The following is a 14869-nucleotide window of genomic DNA, read 5'->3' on the forward strand; positions in this document are numbered from 1 at the left end:
GCCGGAGCGGAATTTCACCCTCTTGTTCACGCCACACCGCGATGGGCGGGCGGCCCAAAGTGCGGTGGATTGACTGATGGTAGTTACCGACAATGTCGAGGGCGATGTATCGCTCGAGTTCGCGGAGAGTCAGCGCCGAATGCTGCTTCGAATCGTATTCGCCAAGCTCCTGTGCATTGCTGAAAGTAGTGCCGGGGAGCAGGTGGAGTCTTCCCATTTGGGTGCCGATCAGCCGCTCAATATGCCCGCCGAAGCGCGGTTCGCCCGGTGGTCGCCAGTCGATCGCAACCCCAGCATCATCGCACCCCCTCTTAAAAGCGCGGCTCCTGAAGTCGCTGCCGTTGTCGACGTGTAGTGTCTCAGGGAGGCCGGCGACCGGCCACGGCTCAATGATCTCGCGCTCCCGTAGCCAAGGCGATTTGTCAAAGACGGAGTGTAGTAAGCACAAACTTGTCGACAGTCGGGAGGGTGCGTCCATCGTGAGGTAGAACCCCGTCACCATCCGACTGCAGACATCCATTGCCAGAGTTAGCCAAGGCCTGCCAATGGGTAGGCGCGTCTCCTCGTCGACGACAAAGATATCTGCCTTCGTATGGTCGACTTGGACGATCTGGAGTGGGCGCGAGGCGGTGAGTCCTCCGGGCACGGCCATTGTCCGCTTCACGATTTCGGATTCGCCCCGTCGTTTGGCGCGTTGGTGAAGGTCGATGTCCTGGAGACGAGTTTCGATCGTCCGCCGATGTGGCGGCTTCAGCCCCGCCGAGAGGCAGCTCGTTCGGATTTCGCGAACCAATTGAGAGATGCCTGGCCGGTTTTTTGTCAGATGATACCGATATATCGTGGCGCGGATGATTTCTTCCCGGCCTTCGTCGAGCACCCGTCGGCCGTCAGGACGGCCAGGTTTCCGCTCCACCAGCGACATCACCGTTCCCCCAGCCCGAAATAGCTTGATAAGACGGAATGCAGTCGCTCGACTGACTCCAAGTTCGACAGCAAGCAGCGCCATATCCCCGGAAATCACATCGCCAGATCGGCGCTTCAGAAACTCTCGGATTGCCTCGGCGCGTCGACACGCCTCTTCCCAAAGCGTTTCATCAATCTCGTCTGGAAACCGATCATCCATACTAACTAAAGCACCGCAGATTTCATCAACGAATGAATCTCACATTAAGTGCTAAAGTCCAAGGGGGAGTCTCAATTCTAGTGCCAAGTCTCAGATTAAGTGCCGGGCTAACTTGTTGAGAGTGCTGGGGCGGAATCTCACGGTTAAATGCAAACCGACATCTGGCCCACGAACGAGACAATGCGACACGGCCGATGTCTGGTGGCCCGTTCGGAAACTTTCTCAAGAAGCTTTCCATCCTGCGCGACATCTATATGGACGAGAAGGGTTTCAGCAAAGTCAGGATCGCCATTGTCACCGCGCGCAATGCACCAGCACATGCGCGCGTCATCCATACGCTGCGTGCATGGGGAACGCCGGCCGATGAAGCACACTTCGTAGGGATCTTCGGTAACCGCCCGATTGGCACCGCCTGCCGCATAAGGCCTTGATGGCCTAAGACACGTGTTTAACGACGTCGTTAGCGACGTGTCTTATGCGGGGATTGCGATGCGCGTTGAAATTCTTGGGCAAGAGCGGCGGCGCCGATGGCGCGACGATGAGAAGCTCGCGATTGTCATGTCGGTTGGGGATGTTGGAGCGACCATCACAGAGGTTGCCCATCGGCACGATATTACGCGGCAGCAGATTTACGCCTGGCGTAGCGAGCTGAAGAAGAAGGGGCTTCTCTCGGCGTCGTCGAATGCATTGTTCATCCCCGTTGAAGTGAAAGCGGTACAGATGGATGTCGCTGATGACCGGGAAAGGTGCTCCGGGATGGTCGAACTGCGATTGAGCTGCGGACGCACCCTTCGCTTCGGCAGTGCGTTCGATACGGCTGCCCTGACGCAGCTCATCCGTGCGGTGGAAGCAGCATGATCGGGCCTGGGACCGGCGTTCGGGTCTATCTTGCATGCGGGATCACGGACATGCGCAAAGGAATTGAGGGCCTGGCTGCGCTTGCGCAGGATGTCTTGCGCCAGAAGCCGACGTGCGGCGCGGTATTTGCCTTTCGCGGCAAGCGTGGCGACCGTTTGAAGCTACTGTATTTTGATGGCCAAGGCTTCTGCCTGTATTACAAGATTTTGCAGAAAGGTCGGTTCCCGTGGCCTTCAGCGTCCGACGGTACAGCGCGACTGACGTCGGCTCAACTGGCGATGTTGTGGGAAGGGATCGATTGGCGTCGTCCTGATTGGGGCGCGCCACCGGCGCGTGTCGGGTGATTTTATCCCTCTGAAACCACTCGTTTTTATGGCAATTTCTCCAGACTTGTGGTAGTCAGGATCATGTCAATCGCAACGACAAATCTTCCTGATGATCCAGCCTTTCTCAAGGCAATGATAATCGCGTTGCAGGCGGAAAACGCGAAGATGTCGGCGACGTTGCAAGCGCACGACCAGTTGATTCAAACCCTGCGGCTGCGCATCGCCAAGCTGAAGAAACAGGTCTTCGGCAAGTCGTCCGAAAAGATTGAGCGTGAAATCGAGCAGTTGGAACTGGCGCTTGAGGTTCTGTTGATCGCCGCCGCTGAGAGCAATACGGCGCCGATAGATGAGCCTGATGAGGAGGCGTCTGTTGTTGCCTTGTCGGATACGTCTGAGAAGATCATGCGCCGGCGCCCACGCGTCTCGGACAAGGCAGTTCGCGAACGCCGGGAACTCGATCCTGGCTGCTGCTGCCCGGAATGCGGAGGTGAGCTGCGTCTTGTCGGTGAGGACACAAGCGAAATCCTCGACATGATTGCAGCGCAGATGAAAGTGATCGAGGTTGCTCGATTGAAGAAGTCCTGCCGCTGCTGCGAGAAGATGGTCCAGATGGCAGCACCCAGCCGCCCGATCCCTGGCAGCATGGCCGGCGCTGGCCTCTTGGCCTACATTCTGGTGTCGAAGTTCGATGACCATTTGCCACTGTACCGTCTGAACGAGATCTTCGCCCGCATGGGTTCCGACATTCCCGACAGCACGATGGTTGACTGGTGTGGTCGTGCCATGCAGGTGCTGCAGCCTCTTATCGAACGGATCGAAAAGGCGGTCATGGCGAATGACCTACTTCATGCGGACGACACCCCAATCCGGGTGCTGGATCGCTCGCTCCGAGACAAGGGGATGGGCAAAGGCGTGAAGAAGGGCAGGATCTGGACATACGTCCGCGATCAACGACCATGGGCAGGCAGTTCTGCGCCTGGTGCAGTCTACTATTTTGCTCCGGACTGGAAAGAAGAGCACGTCCACCGCCACCTCAAGCAATCAAGCGGCATCCTTCAGGCTGACGGCTACAAAGGATACGGCAAGCTATACTCACCTGGAGCGGATGGGCTTCCTCGCTTCAAAGAGGCGGCCTGCTGGGCCCACTGGCGACGCGACTTCCACGATATCTGGACATCGAACAAGTCCGAGATCGCGCGAGAGGCGCTCGATCGTATCGGAGCGCTTTACGACATCGAGCGAGGCATCAGCGGCCAGCCTCCTGAGATCCGGCTTGCCGCGCGTCCGATGCAGAGCAAGCCCAAGGTCGATGCATTCCGCCACTGGGCTGAAGCTCAACTGACGCGCATTCCGGGCAAAGGCGATCTGGCGGCAGCTTTCCGCTACGGTTTGAGCCGATGGTCCTCGCTCTGCCTGTTCCTCGAAGACGGTCGAGTCGCGATCGACAACAATGCTGCCGAGCGAGCGCTACGAGGCTTCGGCGGACCTGAGTCATTGTGCACTCCTTCTCTAAGTGTCTGTAAACATTGGAAGCGTCTCCGTGTCGGCGATGCGACACGGGCGACCCTTTCGGGCCATCGCGGCTTGAACCGTCGCAGAAGTGAGATCGCTGGCCCGGATTTGATACGGCGCGCCGGGAACCACCTGTTCGGCAGCCAACACGTTTGCCTTGATCAGGTAGCGTATCCGATGGTTGGTCACGCCCAGGGCCGCCGCAGCCTCGGTCATGGTCAGCCAATTGCCGTCCTTATCGGCTGATTTGTATGCGTGGATTGCGCGCACACGCCTTACGGAAGAGACGCGGTGTGCAGTCCAGGTTTTTCCTTGTCCTGTGGGCATGCCCATTCGATTGAGCGACGCGGCGATATGTTCATCGGACCAGCGCCCCGCCATGCTGCGCATCACTGCCAGGGCATCCTCCGTGGTAGCACAGCCGTGCTCTCCGCTCTGAGGTTTGCGCACTCGCAGCTCTGAATGCTGACCTCCCTTCCAGTGGATCGTCAGCACCACGTCACGAACAGCATCGTCGACATCGACGACAACGTCGGCAATCAAGGTACGGAGCAATTGCTGGCGCACGCGCATGGTCACATCGGGCGAATCCCAGGCAGCCTGTAGATTATCGGCTAGGTTCGCGAAGGTGCCTGGATCGACCTCGATGATCGAGGGAGTGTCGGCAGGCTTGCGCACTTCCAGATCCCGCACGCGGCGTAGCGCAGTCTCCCAATTCCTCTCGAGCTGCGCCGCAATCAGACGGTTGTCGGGATCGCATGCCGCATAGCGACGTTCAGCCAGGCTGGCCTCGTAGCGAGCCTGCTGTAACTCAAGGTCTTGAATGTGGCGCTGTTCTTCTTGCCGATCCCGGTGCATCCGCTCTGCTTCAAAGGTCGCTTCGATCGCTAACGGTTCTACCGCGCGCAACAACTCGCGCGCAACTGCCGCATCGACCTTCAGGCCGCCGAACGTCATGCACCGGGGCAAGCCCATCATCAGATTCTGCTTGTAGCAGCGATAGACAGGACTGTGTGGATTGCCCGTATAGGCGACACTCAGCCGCTGCCCACACCGTCCGCAAGTCAGGAGACCTGACAACAGCGCTCTGCCGCCGCGGCCCGATTTAGTCCCGCCCGAACGGCCATAGCTGTTGAGCGCCAGTTGCTGTTGGTTACGCTCGTACTCATCCCAGGTGATGTAACCTTCGTGATGGTCCTTGATCATCACCTCCCAGGTGCCGACGGGCTTGCCGTGCCCGTAACTGCGACGTGCTCTTCCATCAACGATGGCAGTCCGCTTCTCGCTTTTCCCATAGACGTAGACGCCAGCGTAGAAGGGGTTTTTGAGGATGCCTATTACGTTGCGATAACGGACCGGTGTCCAGACGAAGTTGGTCATGCGCCCTTCATCCGACGGCCGTGGGAAGTAAATTTGATCTTTTGTCATCGACAGCAGCACCTGCCGTGCGCTTCCAAGCTCATGGAAGCGGGCGAAGATAGATCGGATCACGTCTTGCAGACGCAGATCGGGGTCCAGTCCAAGCCCCGCCTCCCGGTGCCAAATGTAACCGAACGGAACGGAAAGTCGCAATTCGCCGCGTCGCGCTTTCGATCTGGCGGCATCCAGCATGCGGGCTCTCAGCACGCCGAGTTCGAACTCACTGATACTGCCCTTCATTCCCAGAAGCAGCCTGTCGTTCGGGCGGCAAGGGTTGTAGATACCGTCGTGATCTATGACGCGGGCCTCAACGAGGCCGCATAGCTCAAGCAAATGGTGCCAGTCGCGACCATTACGTGCGAGGCGTGAAGCGTCGAAGCATAATACGGCACCAACTTTGCCAGCGCATAAAAGGGCGACGAGGCGATCGAAGCCGGGACGCGCGACCGTTCCGCTGGCAGAGCGTCCCAGGTCATCGTCGATTACTTCGATGTCGCTGAAGCCGCGTTGTCGCGCCACGTCAACGAGATCATATTGCCGTCGCTGGCCTTCCAGATTGGTCATAACCTGCGACTGCGTGGATTGCCGCACATAAACGACGGCCTTGCGCGCGAGCAGCGCTGTCGGAATCAAATCAGTGCTGGTCATCGTTGATCTCCTCGACGACCAGACCGGCTGCCTCCATCAGCAGGCAAGCCAGCGTCGATACCGCCTTCTTGCGATCCTTGTCGCTCAGTGCGTCGAGCGTCCGGGGTTTGAATATCAGGTCGAGCTGCCGGCCTGACGTCGGCACCAGCGTAGTGCGGGATCTCATCGTCTTCCTCCTGAGTGATTCTACGTCCACCCCGGAAGAGTGCAGCCTTGCTGCTGCCGCTGACCAGCCTGTTCAGTTCGACCAGCGTTGCAAGATCGACGCGTGCAACACCCATGGTCATGCCACCGCACACCACAGGATCAATCATCCACCCCGAAATCGAGACCACGACACCTGCGGGCCCCAAAACCTTTAGAAATAAACCTGTCGCTCGCTGCTCGACGCGACGAATACAAACCTTCTGGCCGTAATAGGGATGCCAGCGATAATGAACCTCGACTTCATCGCCGACATGGGCAGAATGAACGGATGATGGGCGTTGGAAGACGCAACTGGCTATTCGCGGGAGCCGACACCGGGGCGGAGACCTTGGCACGCGCCATGACGATCATCGAGACGGCCAAGATGAATGGCCTTGATCCGCAGGCATACTTGGCTGACGTGCTCGATCGCATCCACGATCACAAGATCAATCGGTTAGACGAGCTGCTGCCGTGGAGCTGGTCGCCGCTCGTCACAACCTCTGCCGAGGCAGCCTGATGGCAACAGTTACCTACGTCCGTACGATCAAATTTGTTGCCGAAATTCTCAAAGAGGACCCGGAGCTTCTTCAGGCAATCGTCTCCAACGATGATAATCTGAGCTACGGCAGCATCATCTCCGTCTACACCGGAGACGACGAATCCGTCACCGCACTGACAGACGACGGCATGGACGAGTTGGAGCAGATGCTCAAAGACGCCCGCCGCTCACCCCAAGAATGGAACGACTTCCTCGACAGCTTTGTTGACAACGAGCTGCTCGTCGCTCGCATCAAAGCCAAATCTACGCGGTAGCAATCGGGCGGTTACTTTGTTGGCGATAGAGAGCGGGAAAAAGCCGGGGGTCACGCTGCCAGGTCGAGCTTTGCTTTTTTGAGACGGCCGTCGGCGACGGCGGCTCGAACCTGCAGGACCCGATGAGCGCCAATCGGCGACCAACGCATCTGTCGCTTCTTATTCATGCGGGCATTGACGAGACTGTTTGCTGCGCTTTCAGCGGGGGAACTGGATATGGGCTTGCCTGACCAATATCGCTGGCAGTAGTTGACAATCGAAGTCTTGTTCTGGACCAGATAGGTGCGAAGATTGGTGATCAGCTCATATAGGCGCCTAAGCTTGATGCTGGTGTCGCGCAAACCGGGATACTGGTCCAATTGGGCGAGCAGATGCTTTACTGTTCTGGTCGCCTCCCTGACATACCCGCTCCAAAGGAGATGCCGCATCCTCGGCATATGAACCGCGACGTCGCGAAGGAAGACGTTCAGATCTTGCCGATGTCTGATGCCCTCCCAGGCCTGTTCGATGTGCCCAAGCCGCATCGATAGATGGAACCAGTCAAGAATATGCGTCACAGGCTGGCGCGTTGCGCTTAACACGATGCTTTGCAGTCCGATCTCTCCGTCACTGAAGACAGTAACGTCTCGGCCTGGAAGCCACCCTTGTGCGCGCATCGCTGCGCGAACGACATCGTATTTGGCGGTGGCAATATTAGGCGCAGCAGCAAATTGGCGCGGTGGCCGCCCCTGCACAACAACACGTCCCATGGCGATCTCGAAATGCCGGCTTTGGTAGCCCGGAACTGCGCGAATATAGGCGCCATCAATGAAAACAGAAACGGCCGACTCGCGAGCTCGGCTGATACGATAGGGGCTCGCAATGTCCCACTTTTCGATCTGATCGGCGACCTTTGCGAGCCGGTGACTGACAGTCCGGTGGTTATGTCGATGTGTGGCCGATTCAACCGGCACAACGAGGTCCAGCACGCGGGCTGCTTCTCGAAAGGATAGCCGAGAGCCCAGTTCCGCCTGAATTCGCTCCAATTCTGGTGTTGCTCTTCCATTCAGCAATGTCTCGAGGCTGGATGTGCGGGAATCTTGCGCCTTTCCGCATGCACAGCTGCACCACCGTGGCACGCGCACACAACACGGGCCGAGGAGCGAGTCGATCGTACGGGATCTATAATCATGAACTCTCCGGAGGCCATCACAGTCTTTGCATTTACGATCCTGCTGGCCGGCCTGGGCGGCCTGAAACTGGGTCAACCCGGTTTGTAGACGCCGCTGTATCTCCTTGCCTTCTTCCAGAGAAAGACCAAAATCGTCGAGACGAGCCCCTTCGACAATGCGTTCGACACTGGAAATCTCAAGACGCTGCGGAACGCCGTCCACATGGGGTAATCGCGGGAGCGAGTCGCCCCTGATGCAGTCCCGACAATGGAATCTGGTGGCTGTTCCCCGATAAGATGAAAGTGCGGGCTCAAGACTGGCAGTCAGGCCCAGGCATCTAACGGAGAACAACCATGGAAGAGTATATCGGGCTTGATGTGTCGTTGAAAGAGACAGCCATTTCCATTCGGCGCGGTGGCAAAAAGATCTGGCGCGGTAAATGCAAATCGACCCGGATAGCATCATAACCTTGCTCAATAAGCATGCCCCCGACGCCAGGCGCGTCGTCTTTGAGACTGGTCCCCTTTCGATATGGTTTTATCATGCGCTGACCGATGCAGGGGTTCCGGCGATTTGCATCGACGCGCGGCATGCCAAGGCGGCGCTCGACATGGCTGCGAACAAAACAGATGCGAACGATGCCGATGGCCTTGCGCATCTTGCTGAGGTCGGCTTCTACCGCGAAGTCCGGGTCAAAGGGTACAACAGCATGCTCACCCGGACGCTTGTGGCGGCACGAACGCGGTTGGTGACGATCTGCACGGAGCTGTCAAATCAGATCCGAGGCTTCATGAAGACGTTTGGCTTGGTCATTCCGAGTGGCAAGGGTGCAACCTTCGGAAACAACGTCCGTATGCTCCTAGACGGCCACCAGTCTCTTTCGCGGATCATTCTCCCACTCTTGAAGGCCTGGTACGGCACGCGCGAACAGGCGGCCGAACTCAGTAGGCAGTTGATAGCGATCGCGCGGGCGAGCCAATCGTGCCGGCTACTCATGTCGGTTCCCGGTGTTGGGGTCGTCACGGCAACTTCGTTCGTGACCGCCATTGAAGATCCGGAGAACTTCAAGAAGTCACGGTCCGTAGGAGCCTGGCTGGGACTAACGACACGCCGCTATCAATCAGGCGAGGTCGACTATGACGGTCATATCTCGCGCCGCGGCGACGCCCATTTGCGCGGTCTCCTGTTCGAAGCTGCAACGGTTGTTCTCACGCGCAGCAGTGCCGATAGCGGCCTGCGCTCTTGGGGGTTAAAACTAAGGGAAAGACTGGGGTTCAAACGTGCCGCAGTCGCCGTTGCGCGCAGATTGTCTGTGATTATGCACGCGATGCTCAAGACGGGTCAGCTTTTTGATCGCGCAGTTGGAATGGATCCGGCCAACGGCTAACTGTTCCGAATACTTTCCGCCAGCGTCCTGATGGACCGGCGTCAGAACGTCCCTGCCGGGACGTAGGCAGGGTGATTCCGCGTGTTGGGGTGCAATCGCATGTAAATGGCGAATTGCGTCGTCCACATTGGAACACTCGACCTGCGAAGCCCATCATGCGGCGACCGTGTGTCGACCGCGAAGACGACCCTGCTTCCGGCAAACGCTCACTAGACGCCGTGAAATCATATACTTGGTGCCACATCGTTCGCTCTCCAGCACTGACCACAGTGCCGGCCGGGCTGATCTTTGAAAAAAACGCTTGCAAAATGCCGTGCGATTAGACGACGCCAACAAGCTCGACCCAGATGTTCATCTTCAATTGCGCTGACAACGAGTGCCCTTTCCAAAAAGCTCTCGACTATCCGAAGATTCTTACTCCCACGTTTTTCCCGCTCCCCGTCGGTTCTGGTTACAACCTCAGAGAAACTTGCGCGCGACACGCTGTCGGAGATCGACCGGATCCTGAAGATCCTTCCGACCGCCGAGACCGCGTCCGCATCCTGGCGCGACTACGGCGAAATCATCGTATGCGACACCTACGAGGAGATGCTCGAGGTCGCCAATGACATAGCGTCCGAGCACGTGCAGGTCATGACGAATCGTGACGACTGGTTCCTCCAGAACATGCATTCCTACGGGGCATTGTTCCTCGGCCCACGCACAAATGTCGCCAACGGCGACAAGGTCATCGGGACGAACCATACCCTTCCGACCAAAAAGGCCGGCCGCTACACCGGCGGGCTATGGGTCGGGAAATTCCTGAAGACCCACTCATATCAGAAGGTGGTCACTGATCAGGCTGCTGCCGAAATCGGTGCCTATTGCTCCCGCTTGTGCATGCTTGAAGGTTTCGTCGGTCACGCGGAGCAGGCCAACGTGCGTGTCCGGCGCTACGGCGGCCGCAATGTCCCATACGGTGCGGCCGCGGAATAACCCGCACAGCTCGAAAGGTACCCCGATGACCAGCACGCTACCACGTACCCCTTCGTTTCGGCTCGACGGAAAACGGGCGCTGGTTGTTGGCGCCTCATCAGGTATCGGCTTTGCGGCGGCCGTCGCGCTTGCCGAGGCTGGCGCGGTTGTCTCCCTGGCGGCCCGCCAATCGCCCAAGCTTGACCAGGCTGCCGAGGCAATCGGGGCGGGCGGGTTCAAAGCGAAGGCGCTCGCACTCGACATCACAGATGTCGATGCCCTGTGTGAGGCCGTTGAGGCAAGCGGTCCATTCGATGTCCTCGTGAACAGTGCTGGCCTAGCTATCCACGGGCCAGCACTTGAGACGAAGGCGGAAGATTACGACAAGGTGTTCACGATTAACGTGCGGGGAGCCTACTTCCTGATGCAGGCTGTCGCAAAGGGGCTGATCAGCGCTGGAAAGCCAGGCTCGCTGATCACGATCTCCTCGCAGATGGCTCACGTCGGTGGGATTGACCGGGCCGTCTACAGCGCCACGAAGCATGCCGTGGAGGGGTTTACGAAGTCCATGGCAATCGAATGGGGGAAGATGGGGGTGCGGGTCAATACGATCTGTCCCACGTTCATCCGGACCCCACTCACCGAGCAGACCTTCTCGAATCCTCAGCGCGTGAAATGGATCAGTGAGAAGATCAAGCTGGGAAGGGTTGGGGAAGTCGAGGACATCATGGCGGCAGTTGCATATCTGGCGTCCGATGCTTCAGCCATGGTGACCGGGACGTCCCTCATGGTCGATGGCGGCTGGACTGCTGAGTAGCGCGAGCCCTACATTCCGGTTTTTTGAAAAGTTCATAGTAGTCGGCCCATTGCGGTTTCGAAAGCCGTCATGGGCCGACAATTGAGGATGCGACCGTCGTTCATCTATGAGACGATGAATGTGCTCTGGTCTGCGGCCACGGTTCCAGGTCCTCGCGGACGTAGATTTGACAGTCTGATCCAAGTCCCGCCAGAGCTGCTCGATTTAACGGCTGCCTCGACGAATTCGATACCGATAGCGCCGTCAATGACGTCCGGGAGGTCGCCTATTGCGAAACCGCCGCCCAAGATTAGGTCTGCGGCGTCGGAGTAGATGTTTGCGAATGCTTCAACGAATCCTTCGGATATGCCCCGCGGCAATCGCGAAGAATTCGCCGCCCAGGTTCCATCATCAGTGCGTCGATGCAGAACCGAGACCTCTCCGTTCCCACGGCCGAAAATGAGCTCATTCGGGCGCTCCTGATGCCATGAAAGAGTTCCCTTGTCGCCCGAAACCCGAATGCTTAGGCCGCAGCCACTGCCTTGTGAAACTTGGCTCACCGTCAGCGTGCCCTCGGCCCCAGATGAGAACTTCAGCAGGGCGTGGCCGTAGTCGTCAAGGCGTCTGCCGGGAACGATGCTCCGCAGTCGCGCGCAGACGTCGGTCACTTCTAGGTGCGAGACGAACCTTGCAAGATGCAAAGCATGGGTGCCAATATCGGCGATGCAGCCGCCGGGACCCGCGATGACGGGATCGGTCCGCCATAACGCCTGCTTGTCTCCTAAGGCATCCAGCGGGCTGGCGAGCCAGTCCTGTATGAATTCGACGTGGATCGTATGGATCTTGCCCAGCTCGCCGCCCCGCACGAGTTCACGGGCCTGTCTTACCATTGGGTAACCGGAGTATGCGTGGGTCAGGATGAATTTAGGTCGGCCTACCGTCACGATGTCAACCAGGTCGAGCGAGTCCCGGAGGCTCGTTGCAAGAGGCTTGTCGCAGATGACACTGATACCGTGCTTCAGGAAAATCTTGCTGATTGCGTAGTGCGTGTGGTTGGGGGTGACGATGGCGACCGCATCGATCCCATCTTCGCGTCCCGCCTCAATCAAGCCCATTTCTTCGTAAGATGTGTACGCACGCTCGTTTGCGATATGCCAGTCCCCGGCCGAAGCTTTCGCTTTTGCTGGGTCGGAAGAAAGGCATCCTGCTACGATCTCAAAACGGTCGTCCATGCGCGCCGCCGAAGCGTGAATGGAGCCGATGAAAGCTCCGCGTCCTCCACCCACCATGCCAAGACGCAGTCTTCGCGAGTCTTTCGAACCACGCGCCATTCAAACCTCCCAGGTTTCTCGAAGGAACGGCGCGGCTGAGTAGCCGCGCCGAGCTATCATCGCTATGAGCGAAATGTGATCTTTTCCACGCGTCCGCTCTCTGCAGACCGAGCAATCGCTTCGACCGTTTCCGCCACCCGGTAGCCGTCTTCGAATGTTGCGCGAGGCGCCACCGACTTCCCTGCGACAACCGCTTCCAGCATATGACGGGCCTGATGAGCGAAGCATTCGTTCCAGCCCAGGGGATGCTGCCCTTGAATCCCGATCGGCAGCCAGAAATCGGAGTAGGGGTGATCGGCTTGAGTGGTCATCTGTACCCGCGGCCCGCGACCGGGCTCGTAAATGACAAGCTCGTTCAAGCGCTCCATATGAAATGCGATCGAACGCTTCGTACCATCGACCTCGATGAAGCCACCGAGATTGTGGGCGGCCGCAACACGACTTGCTTCGAACGACGCTGTAGCGCCATTCTCGAAGCGGCCAGCGCATACGAACGCATCATCATTGACGTTCGTGATCATCCCGGCGGAATCCTTGCTCCAGGTTCCCATCATCGCCGTCACGGATGCCAGCTCGCCGACCAGGAAGCGTGCTTGGTCGACGTGGTGAGAACCCAAATCTCCGAGGGCGCCCAAGCCAGCCTTCGTCTTATCGAAGCGCCAGCTTAGAGGGCCACCGTCAAGCATGTTCAGAAGGAAACGGGAGCGGAAATGCCGGATCTCGCCGAGTTCGCCTGCCTGGATCATTTGCCTCGCTAGGTTCAGCGACGGGATCGAGCGGTGCATGAATGCGCAGAGGTTTACGACTCCTGTCTTTTGAACTGCCTTCCACAGCGCGTAGGCCTCATCTGCGGTGCCAGCCAGCGGCTTCTCACAAAACACTGCCTTTCCTGCCTCGGCTGCCGCGATTGAGGGCGCCGCGTGAAGATGGTTCGGCCCGGCGTTCACGAAGAGATCGATGTCAGGCGAGGTCGCTGCTTCGTGCCAGTCCGTGCTGGTGCGTTCGAATTCGTAGCGCTCGGCCAGTTGGGACGCCAATCCCTCGTTTTGATCTGCAATCATTTTGAGGGTGGTTTTGATCTTCGGCTGCCATGACGACATTGAGGCCGTCTTGAAGGTCAGCGCGTGCATCTGCCCGATGAAGCCCGCGCCCAGTATTCCAATTCTCACCATTTCAAATCCTCCGAACGGCTGAATATAGCCTTGGCAACTCTGAAAACCATGTGTTGCCGTTTGTGTCAACTAGATTGTTGACAATCATGATAACAACAATTAGCGTTTGCTCACTGGCACGTCGACCAGCGGGAGGAATTGATGACGATGAAGCTAACAAGACGCATGTTTAATACTGTAGCCGTCAGTGCTGCAGCCTACGCAGCGGTCAGCGGACTGCCGACGATGGCTGCTGGAAAGAAGATCGCGGTCATGCCGAAGACGCTGATCAACGATGTGTTCCAGGTGAAAATCGCTGAGGCTGCAGAGGCTGAGGCCAAGAAGCTCGGATTTGAGACCGAGCGCTTCGCGTCTTCGAGCGATGTTGCCGTCCAGGACCAGATCAATATCATTGAGGCACTGATCGCGCGCGGCGAGTTCGGTGGCATTGTTCTCGCGGCATCGGTGGCGAAGGGGCTTGGTAATGTGGTGCGTCGCGCGAAGGAGGCGGATATATTCGTTGTGCTGGTCGACAGCAAGACGGATGGCGACGACTTCGTGACCGTGATCCAGACCGACAACGCGGCGGCTGCCGCAACAGGCGCGGAATTTTCTGCGAAACTGATCGGCGCCAAAGGCAAGGTCGCACTTCTCGAAGGCGAGCCCGGCGGCGAGACCGCGGCGCTTCGGACGAAGGGCTTCAAGGACGGTGTTTCCAAGTTCAAGGACATCGAAATTGTTAGCTCCATCACCGGGCATTGGACGTTGCCCGGCGGCGTTGAAGCTACCGAGGCCATCATTTCTGCCCATAAGGATCTCGATTTGATCTTTGCTTGCTCGGACATGATGGGCGTCGGTGCCCGGCAGGTTCTGGAGCGAGCGGCCAAAAAGGCTAAGGCTGATGGCGACGACGCCCAGGCGAAGAAATTTGAGGACGTCAAAATCGTCGGCTTCGACGGCGTCGAGGAAGCGGTCAAGCAGATCTGGGCAGGCAAGTTCTCCGGCACTGTTGCCCAGCGTCCAGACATTATGGGCGCCAAGGCAGTTCAGACTCTCGCCGAACTGATCAATGGCACCAAGAAACCCGAAGATTTTCCAAAGGTCATCGACTCCGGCATGCTCCTGGTCACCGCAGAGAATGTCGACCAGTACGCCACCGAGATCGGACTGAAGAAGTCGTAAACTGCCTCCCAAGGCAAGGGGTTGCGGTT

The 14869-nt window shown here is 58.2% G+C and carries 12 protein-coding genes and 4 pseudogenes; 10 read left to right on the forward strand and 6 right to left on the reverse strand.

Annotated features, from left to right (window positions below):
* A partial coding sequence (locus GVL52_RS25615) for a DDE-type integrase/transposase/recombinase (RefSeq protein WP_160012257.1) occupies nucleotides 1–1123 on the reverse strand: 1123 nt, incomplete at its 3' end.
* Between the two features lie 161 nt (nucleotides 1124–1284).
* Here GVL52_RS25615 and GVL52_RS25620 point away from each other — a divergent pair.
* The 4 genes from GVL52_RS25620 (at nucleotide 1285) to GVL52_RS25635 (ending at nucleotide 4065) form a co-directional block, all read left to right on the forward strand.
* On the forward strand, nucleotides 1285–1554 hold the full coding sequence (locus GVL52_RS25620; RefSeq protein WP_280179118.1) for a 5'-nucleotidase: 270 nt from the start codon (nucleotides 1285–1287) through the stop codon (nucleotides 1552–1554).
* Between the two features lie 58 nt (nucleotides 1555–1612).
* Nucleotides 1613–1981, forward strand: a complete 369-nt coding sequence (locus GVL52_RS25625; protein WP_160012259.1) for a transposase — start codon at nucleotides 1613–1615, stop codon at nucleotides 1979–1981.
* Nucleotides 1978–2325 carry an IS66 family insertion sequence element accessory protein TnpB gene (gene tnpB / locus GVL52_RS25630; protein WP_160012260.1) on the forward strand — a complete coding sequence of 116 codons (348 nt, stop codon included), beginning with the start codon at nucleotides 1978–1980 and terminating at the stop codon, nucleotides 2323–2325. The genes GVL52_RS25625 and tnpB overlap by 4 nt, the downstream gene beginning before the upstream one ends.
* Before the next feature lie 63 nt (nucleotides 2326–2388).
* Nucleotides 2389–4065 (forward strand): IS66 family transposase, encoded by a 1677-nt coding sequence (locus GVL52_RS25635; protein ID WP_306440388.1) that lies wholly within the window; start codon nucleotides 2389–2391, stop codon nucleotides 4063–4065.
* Between the two features lie 678 nt (nucleotides 4066–4743).
* On the opposite strand, the pseudogene GVL52_RS31280 reads toward GVL52_RS25635, so the two are convergent.
* Together GVL52_RS31280 and GVL52_RS25645 are read right to left on the reverse strand one after the other, a co-directional pair.
* Nucleotides 4744–5886 (reverse strand): annotated as a pseudogene (locus GVL52_RS31280) (recombinase family protein); the annotation flags it as partial.
* A complete protein-coding gene (locus GVL52_RS25645) occupies nucleotides 5873–6052 on the reverse strand; it encodes a hypothetical protein (protein WP_148201402.1) in 180 nt (59 codons plus the stop codon). The pseudogene GVL52_RS31280 and the gene GVL52_RS25645, both read right to left, overlap by 14 nt.
* A gap of 312 nt (nucleotides 6053–6364) precedes the next feature.
* Between GVL52_RS25645 and GVL52_RS25650 the strand changes: the two are divergent.
* Both GVL52_RS25650 and GVL52_RS25655 read left to right on the forward strand, forming a co-directional pair.
* Nucleotides 6365–6592, forward strand: a pseudogene (locus GVL52_RS25650) (transposase domain-containing protein); the annotation flags it as partial.
* Nucleotides 6592–6888, forward strand: coding sequence for a hypothetical protein (locus GVL52_RS25655; protein ID WP_113198220.1), 297 nt, complete (start codon nucleotides 6592–6594; stop codon nucleotides 6886–6888). The pseudogene GVL52_RS25650 and the gene GVL52_RS25655, both read left to right, overlap by 1 nt.
* A 50-nt stretch (nucleotides 6889–6938) precedes the next feature.
* Here GVL52_RS25655 and GVL52_RS25660 read toward each other — a convergent pair whose 3' ends face one another.
* Complete coding sequence (locus GVL52_RS25660) at nucleotides 6939–8261, reverse strand: ISKra4 family transposase (protein WP_244619281.1); 1323 nt, start codon at nucleotides 8259–8261, stop codon at nucleotides 6939–6941.
* A gap of 131 nt (nucleotides 8262–8392) precedes the next feature.
* Between GVL52_RS25660 and GVL52_RS25665 the strand changes: the two are divergent.
* The 3 genes and pseudogenes from GVL52_RS25665 to GVL52_RS25675 all read left to right on the forward strand — a co-directional run bounded on the left by GVL52_RS25665 (nucleotide 8393) and on the right by GVL52_RS25675 (nucleotide 11197).
* Nucleotides 8393–9426, forward strand: a pseudogene (locus GVL52_RS25665) (IS110 family transposase).
* Between the two features lie 435 nt (nucleotides 9427–9861).
* Nucleotides 9862–10401: pseudogene (locus GVL52_RS25670) on the forward strand (histidinol dehydrogenase); the annotation flags it as partial.
* A 25-nt stretch (nucleotides 10402–10426) separates the two neighbouring features.
* Nucleotides 10427–11197 carry an SDR family NAD(P)-dependent oxidoreductase gene (locus GVL52_RS25675; RefSeq protein WP_160012262.1) on the forward strand — a complete coding sequence of 257 codons (771 nt, stop codon included), beginning with the start codon at nucleotides 10427–10429 and terminating at the stop codon, nucleotides 11195–11197.
* Nucleotides 11198–11301: 104 nt separating this feature from the next.
* Here GVL52_RS25675 and GVL52_RS25680 read toward each other — a convergent pair whose 3' ends face one another.
* Both GVL52_RS25680 and GVL52_RS25685 read right to left on the reverse strand, forming a co-directional pair.
* Nucleotides 11302–12507: a Gfo/Idh/MocA family protein gene (locus GVL52_RS25680; protein WP_160012263.1), complete on the reverse strand. Its 1206-nt coding sequence runs from the start codon at nucleotides 12505–12507 to the stop codon at nucleotides 11302–11304.
* A 62-nt stretch (nucleotides 12508–12569) separates the two neighbouring features.
* Entirely contained in the window at nucleotides 12570–13679 is a 1110-nt protein-coding gene (locus GVL52_RS25685) for a Gfo/Idh/MocA family protein (protein WP_160012264.1), read from the reverse strand.
* Nucleotides 13680–13820: 141 nt separating this feature from the next.
* Here GVL52_RS25685 and GVL52_RS25690 point away from each other — a divergent pair, with 141 nt between their 5' ends.
* Nucleotides 13821–14840, forward strand: coding sequence for a sugar ABC transporter substrate-binding protein (locus GVL52_RS25690; RefSeq protein ID WP_160012265.1), 1020 nt, complete (start codon nucleotides 13821–13823; stop codon nucleotides 14838–14840).
* Nucleotides 14841–14869 lie beyond the last annotated feature (29 nt).

It is taken from the genome of Rhizobium sp. 18055, assembly GCF_902706285.1.
GTDB lineage: Bacteria > Pseudomonadota > Alphaproteobacteria > Rhizobiales > Rhizobiaceae > Rhizobium.

Excerpts from the sequence above, each read along its gene's own strand:
- GVL52_RS25680 (WP_160012263.1), bottom strand. The coding sequence starts at position 12,507 with ATGGCGCGTGGTTCGAAAGACTCGCGAAGACTGCGTCTTGGCATGGTG.
- GVL52_RS25675 (WP_160012262.1), top strand. The coding sequence starts at position 10,427 with ATGACCAGCACGCTACCACGTACCCCTTCGTTTCGGCTCGACGGAAAA.
- tnpB (WP_160012260.1), top strand. The coding sequence starts at position 1,978 with ATGATCGGGCCTGGGACCGGCGTTCGGGTCTATCTTGCATGCGGGATC.
- GVL52_RS25645 (WP_148201402.1), bottom strand. The coding sequence starts at position 6,052 with ATGAGATCCCGCACTACGCTGGTGCCGACGTCAGGCCGGCAGCTCGAC.
- GVL52_RS25625 (WP_160012259.1), top strand. The coding sequence starts at position 1,613 with ATGCGCGTTGAAATTCTTGGGCAAGAGCGGCGGCGCCGATGGCGCGAC.
- GVL52_RS25655 (WP_113198220.1), top strand. The coding sequence starts at position 6,592 with ATGGCAACAGTTACCTACGTCCGTACGATCAAATTTGTTGCCGAAATT.
- GVL52_RS25685 (WP_160012264.1), bottom strand. The coding sequence starts at position 13,679 with ATGGTGAGAATTGGAATACTGGGCGCGGGCTTCATCGGGCAGATGCAC.
- GVL52_RS25635 (WP_306440388.1), top strand. The coding sequence starts at position 2,389 with ATGTCAATCGCAACGACAAATCTTCCTGATGATCCAGCCTTTCTCAAG.
- GVL52_RS25690 (WP_160012265.1), top strand. The coding sequence starts at position 13,821 with ATGACGATGAAGCTAACAAGACGCATGTTTAATACTGTAGCCGTCAGT.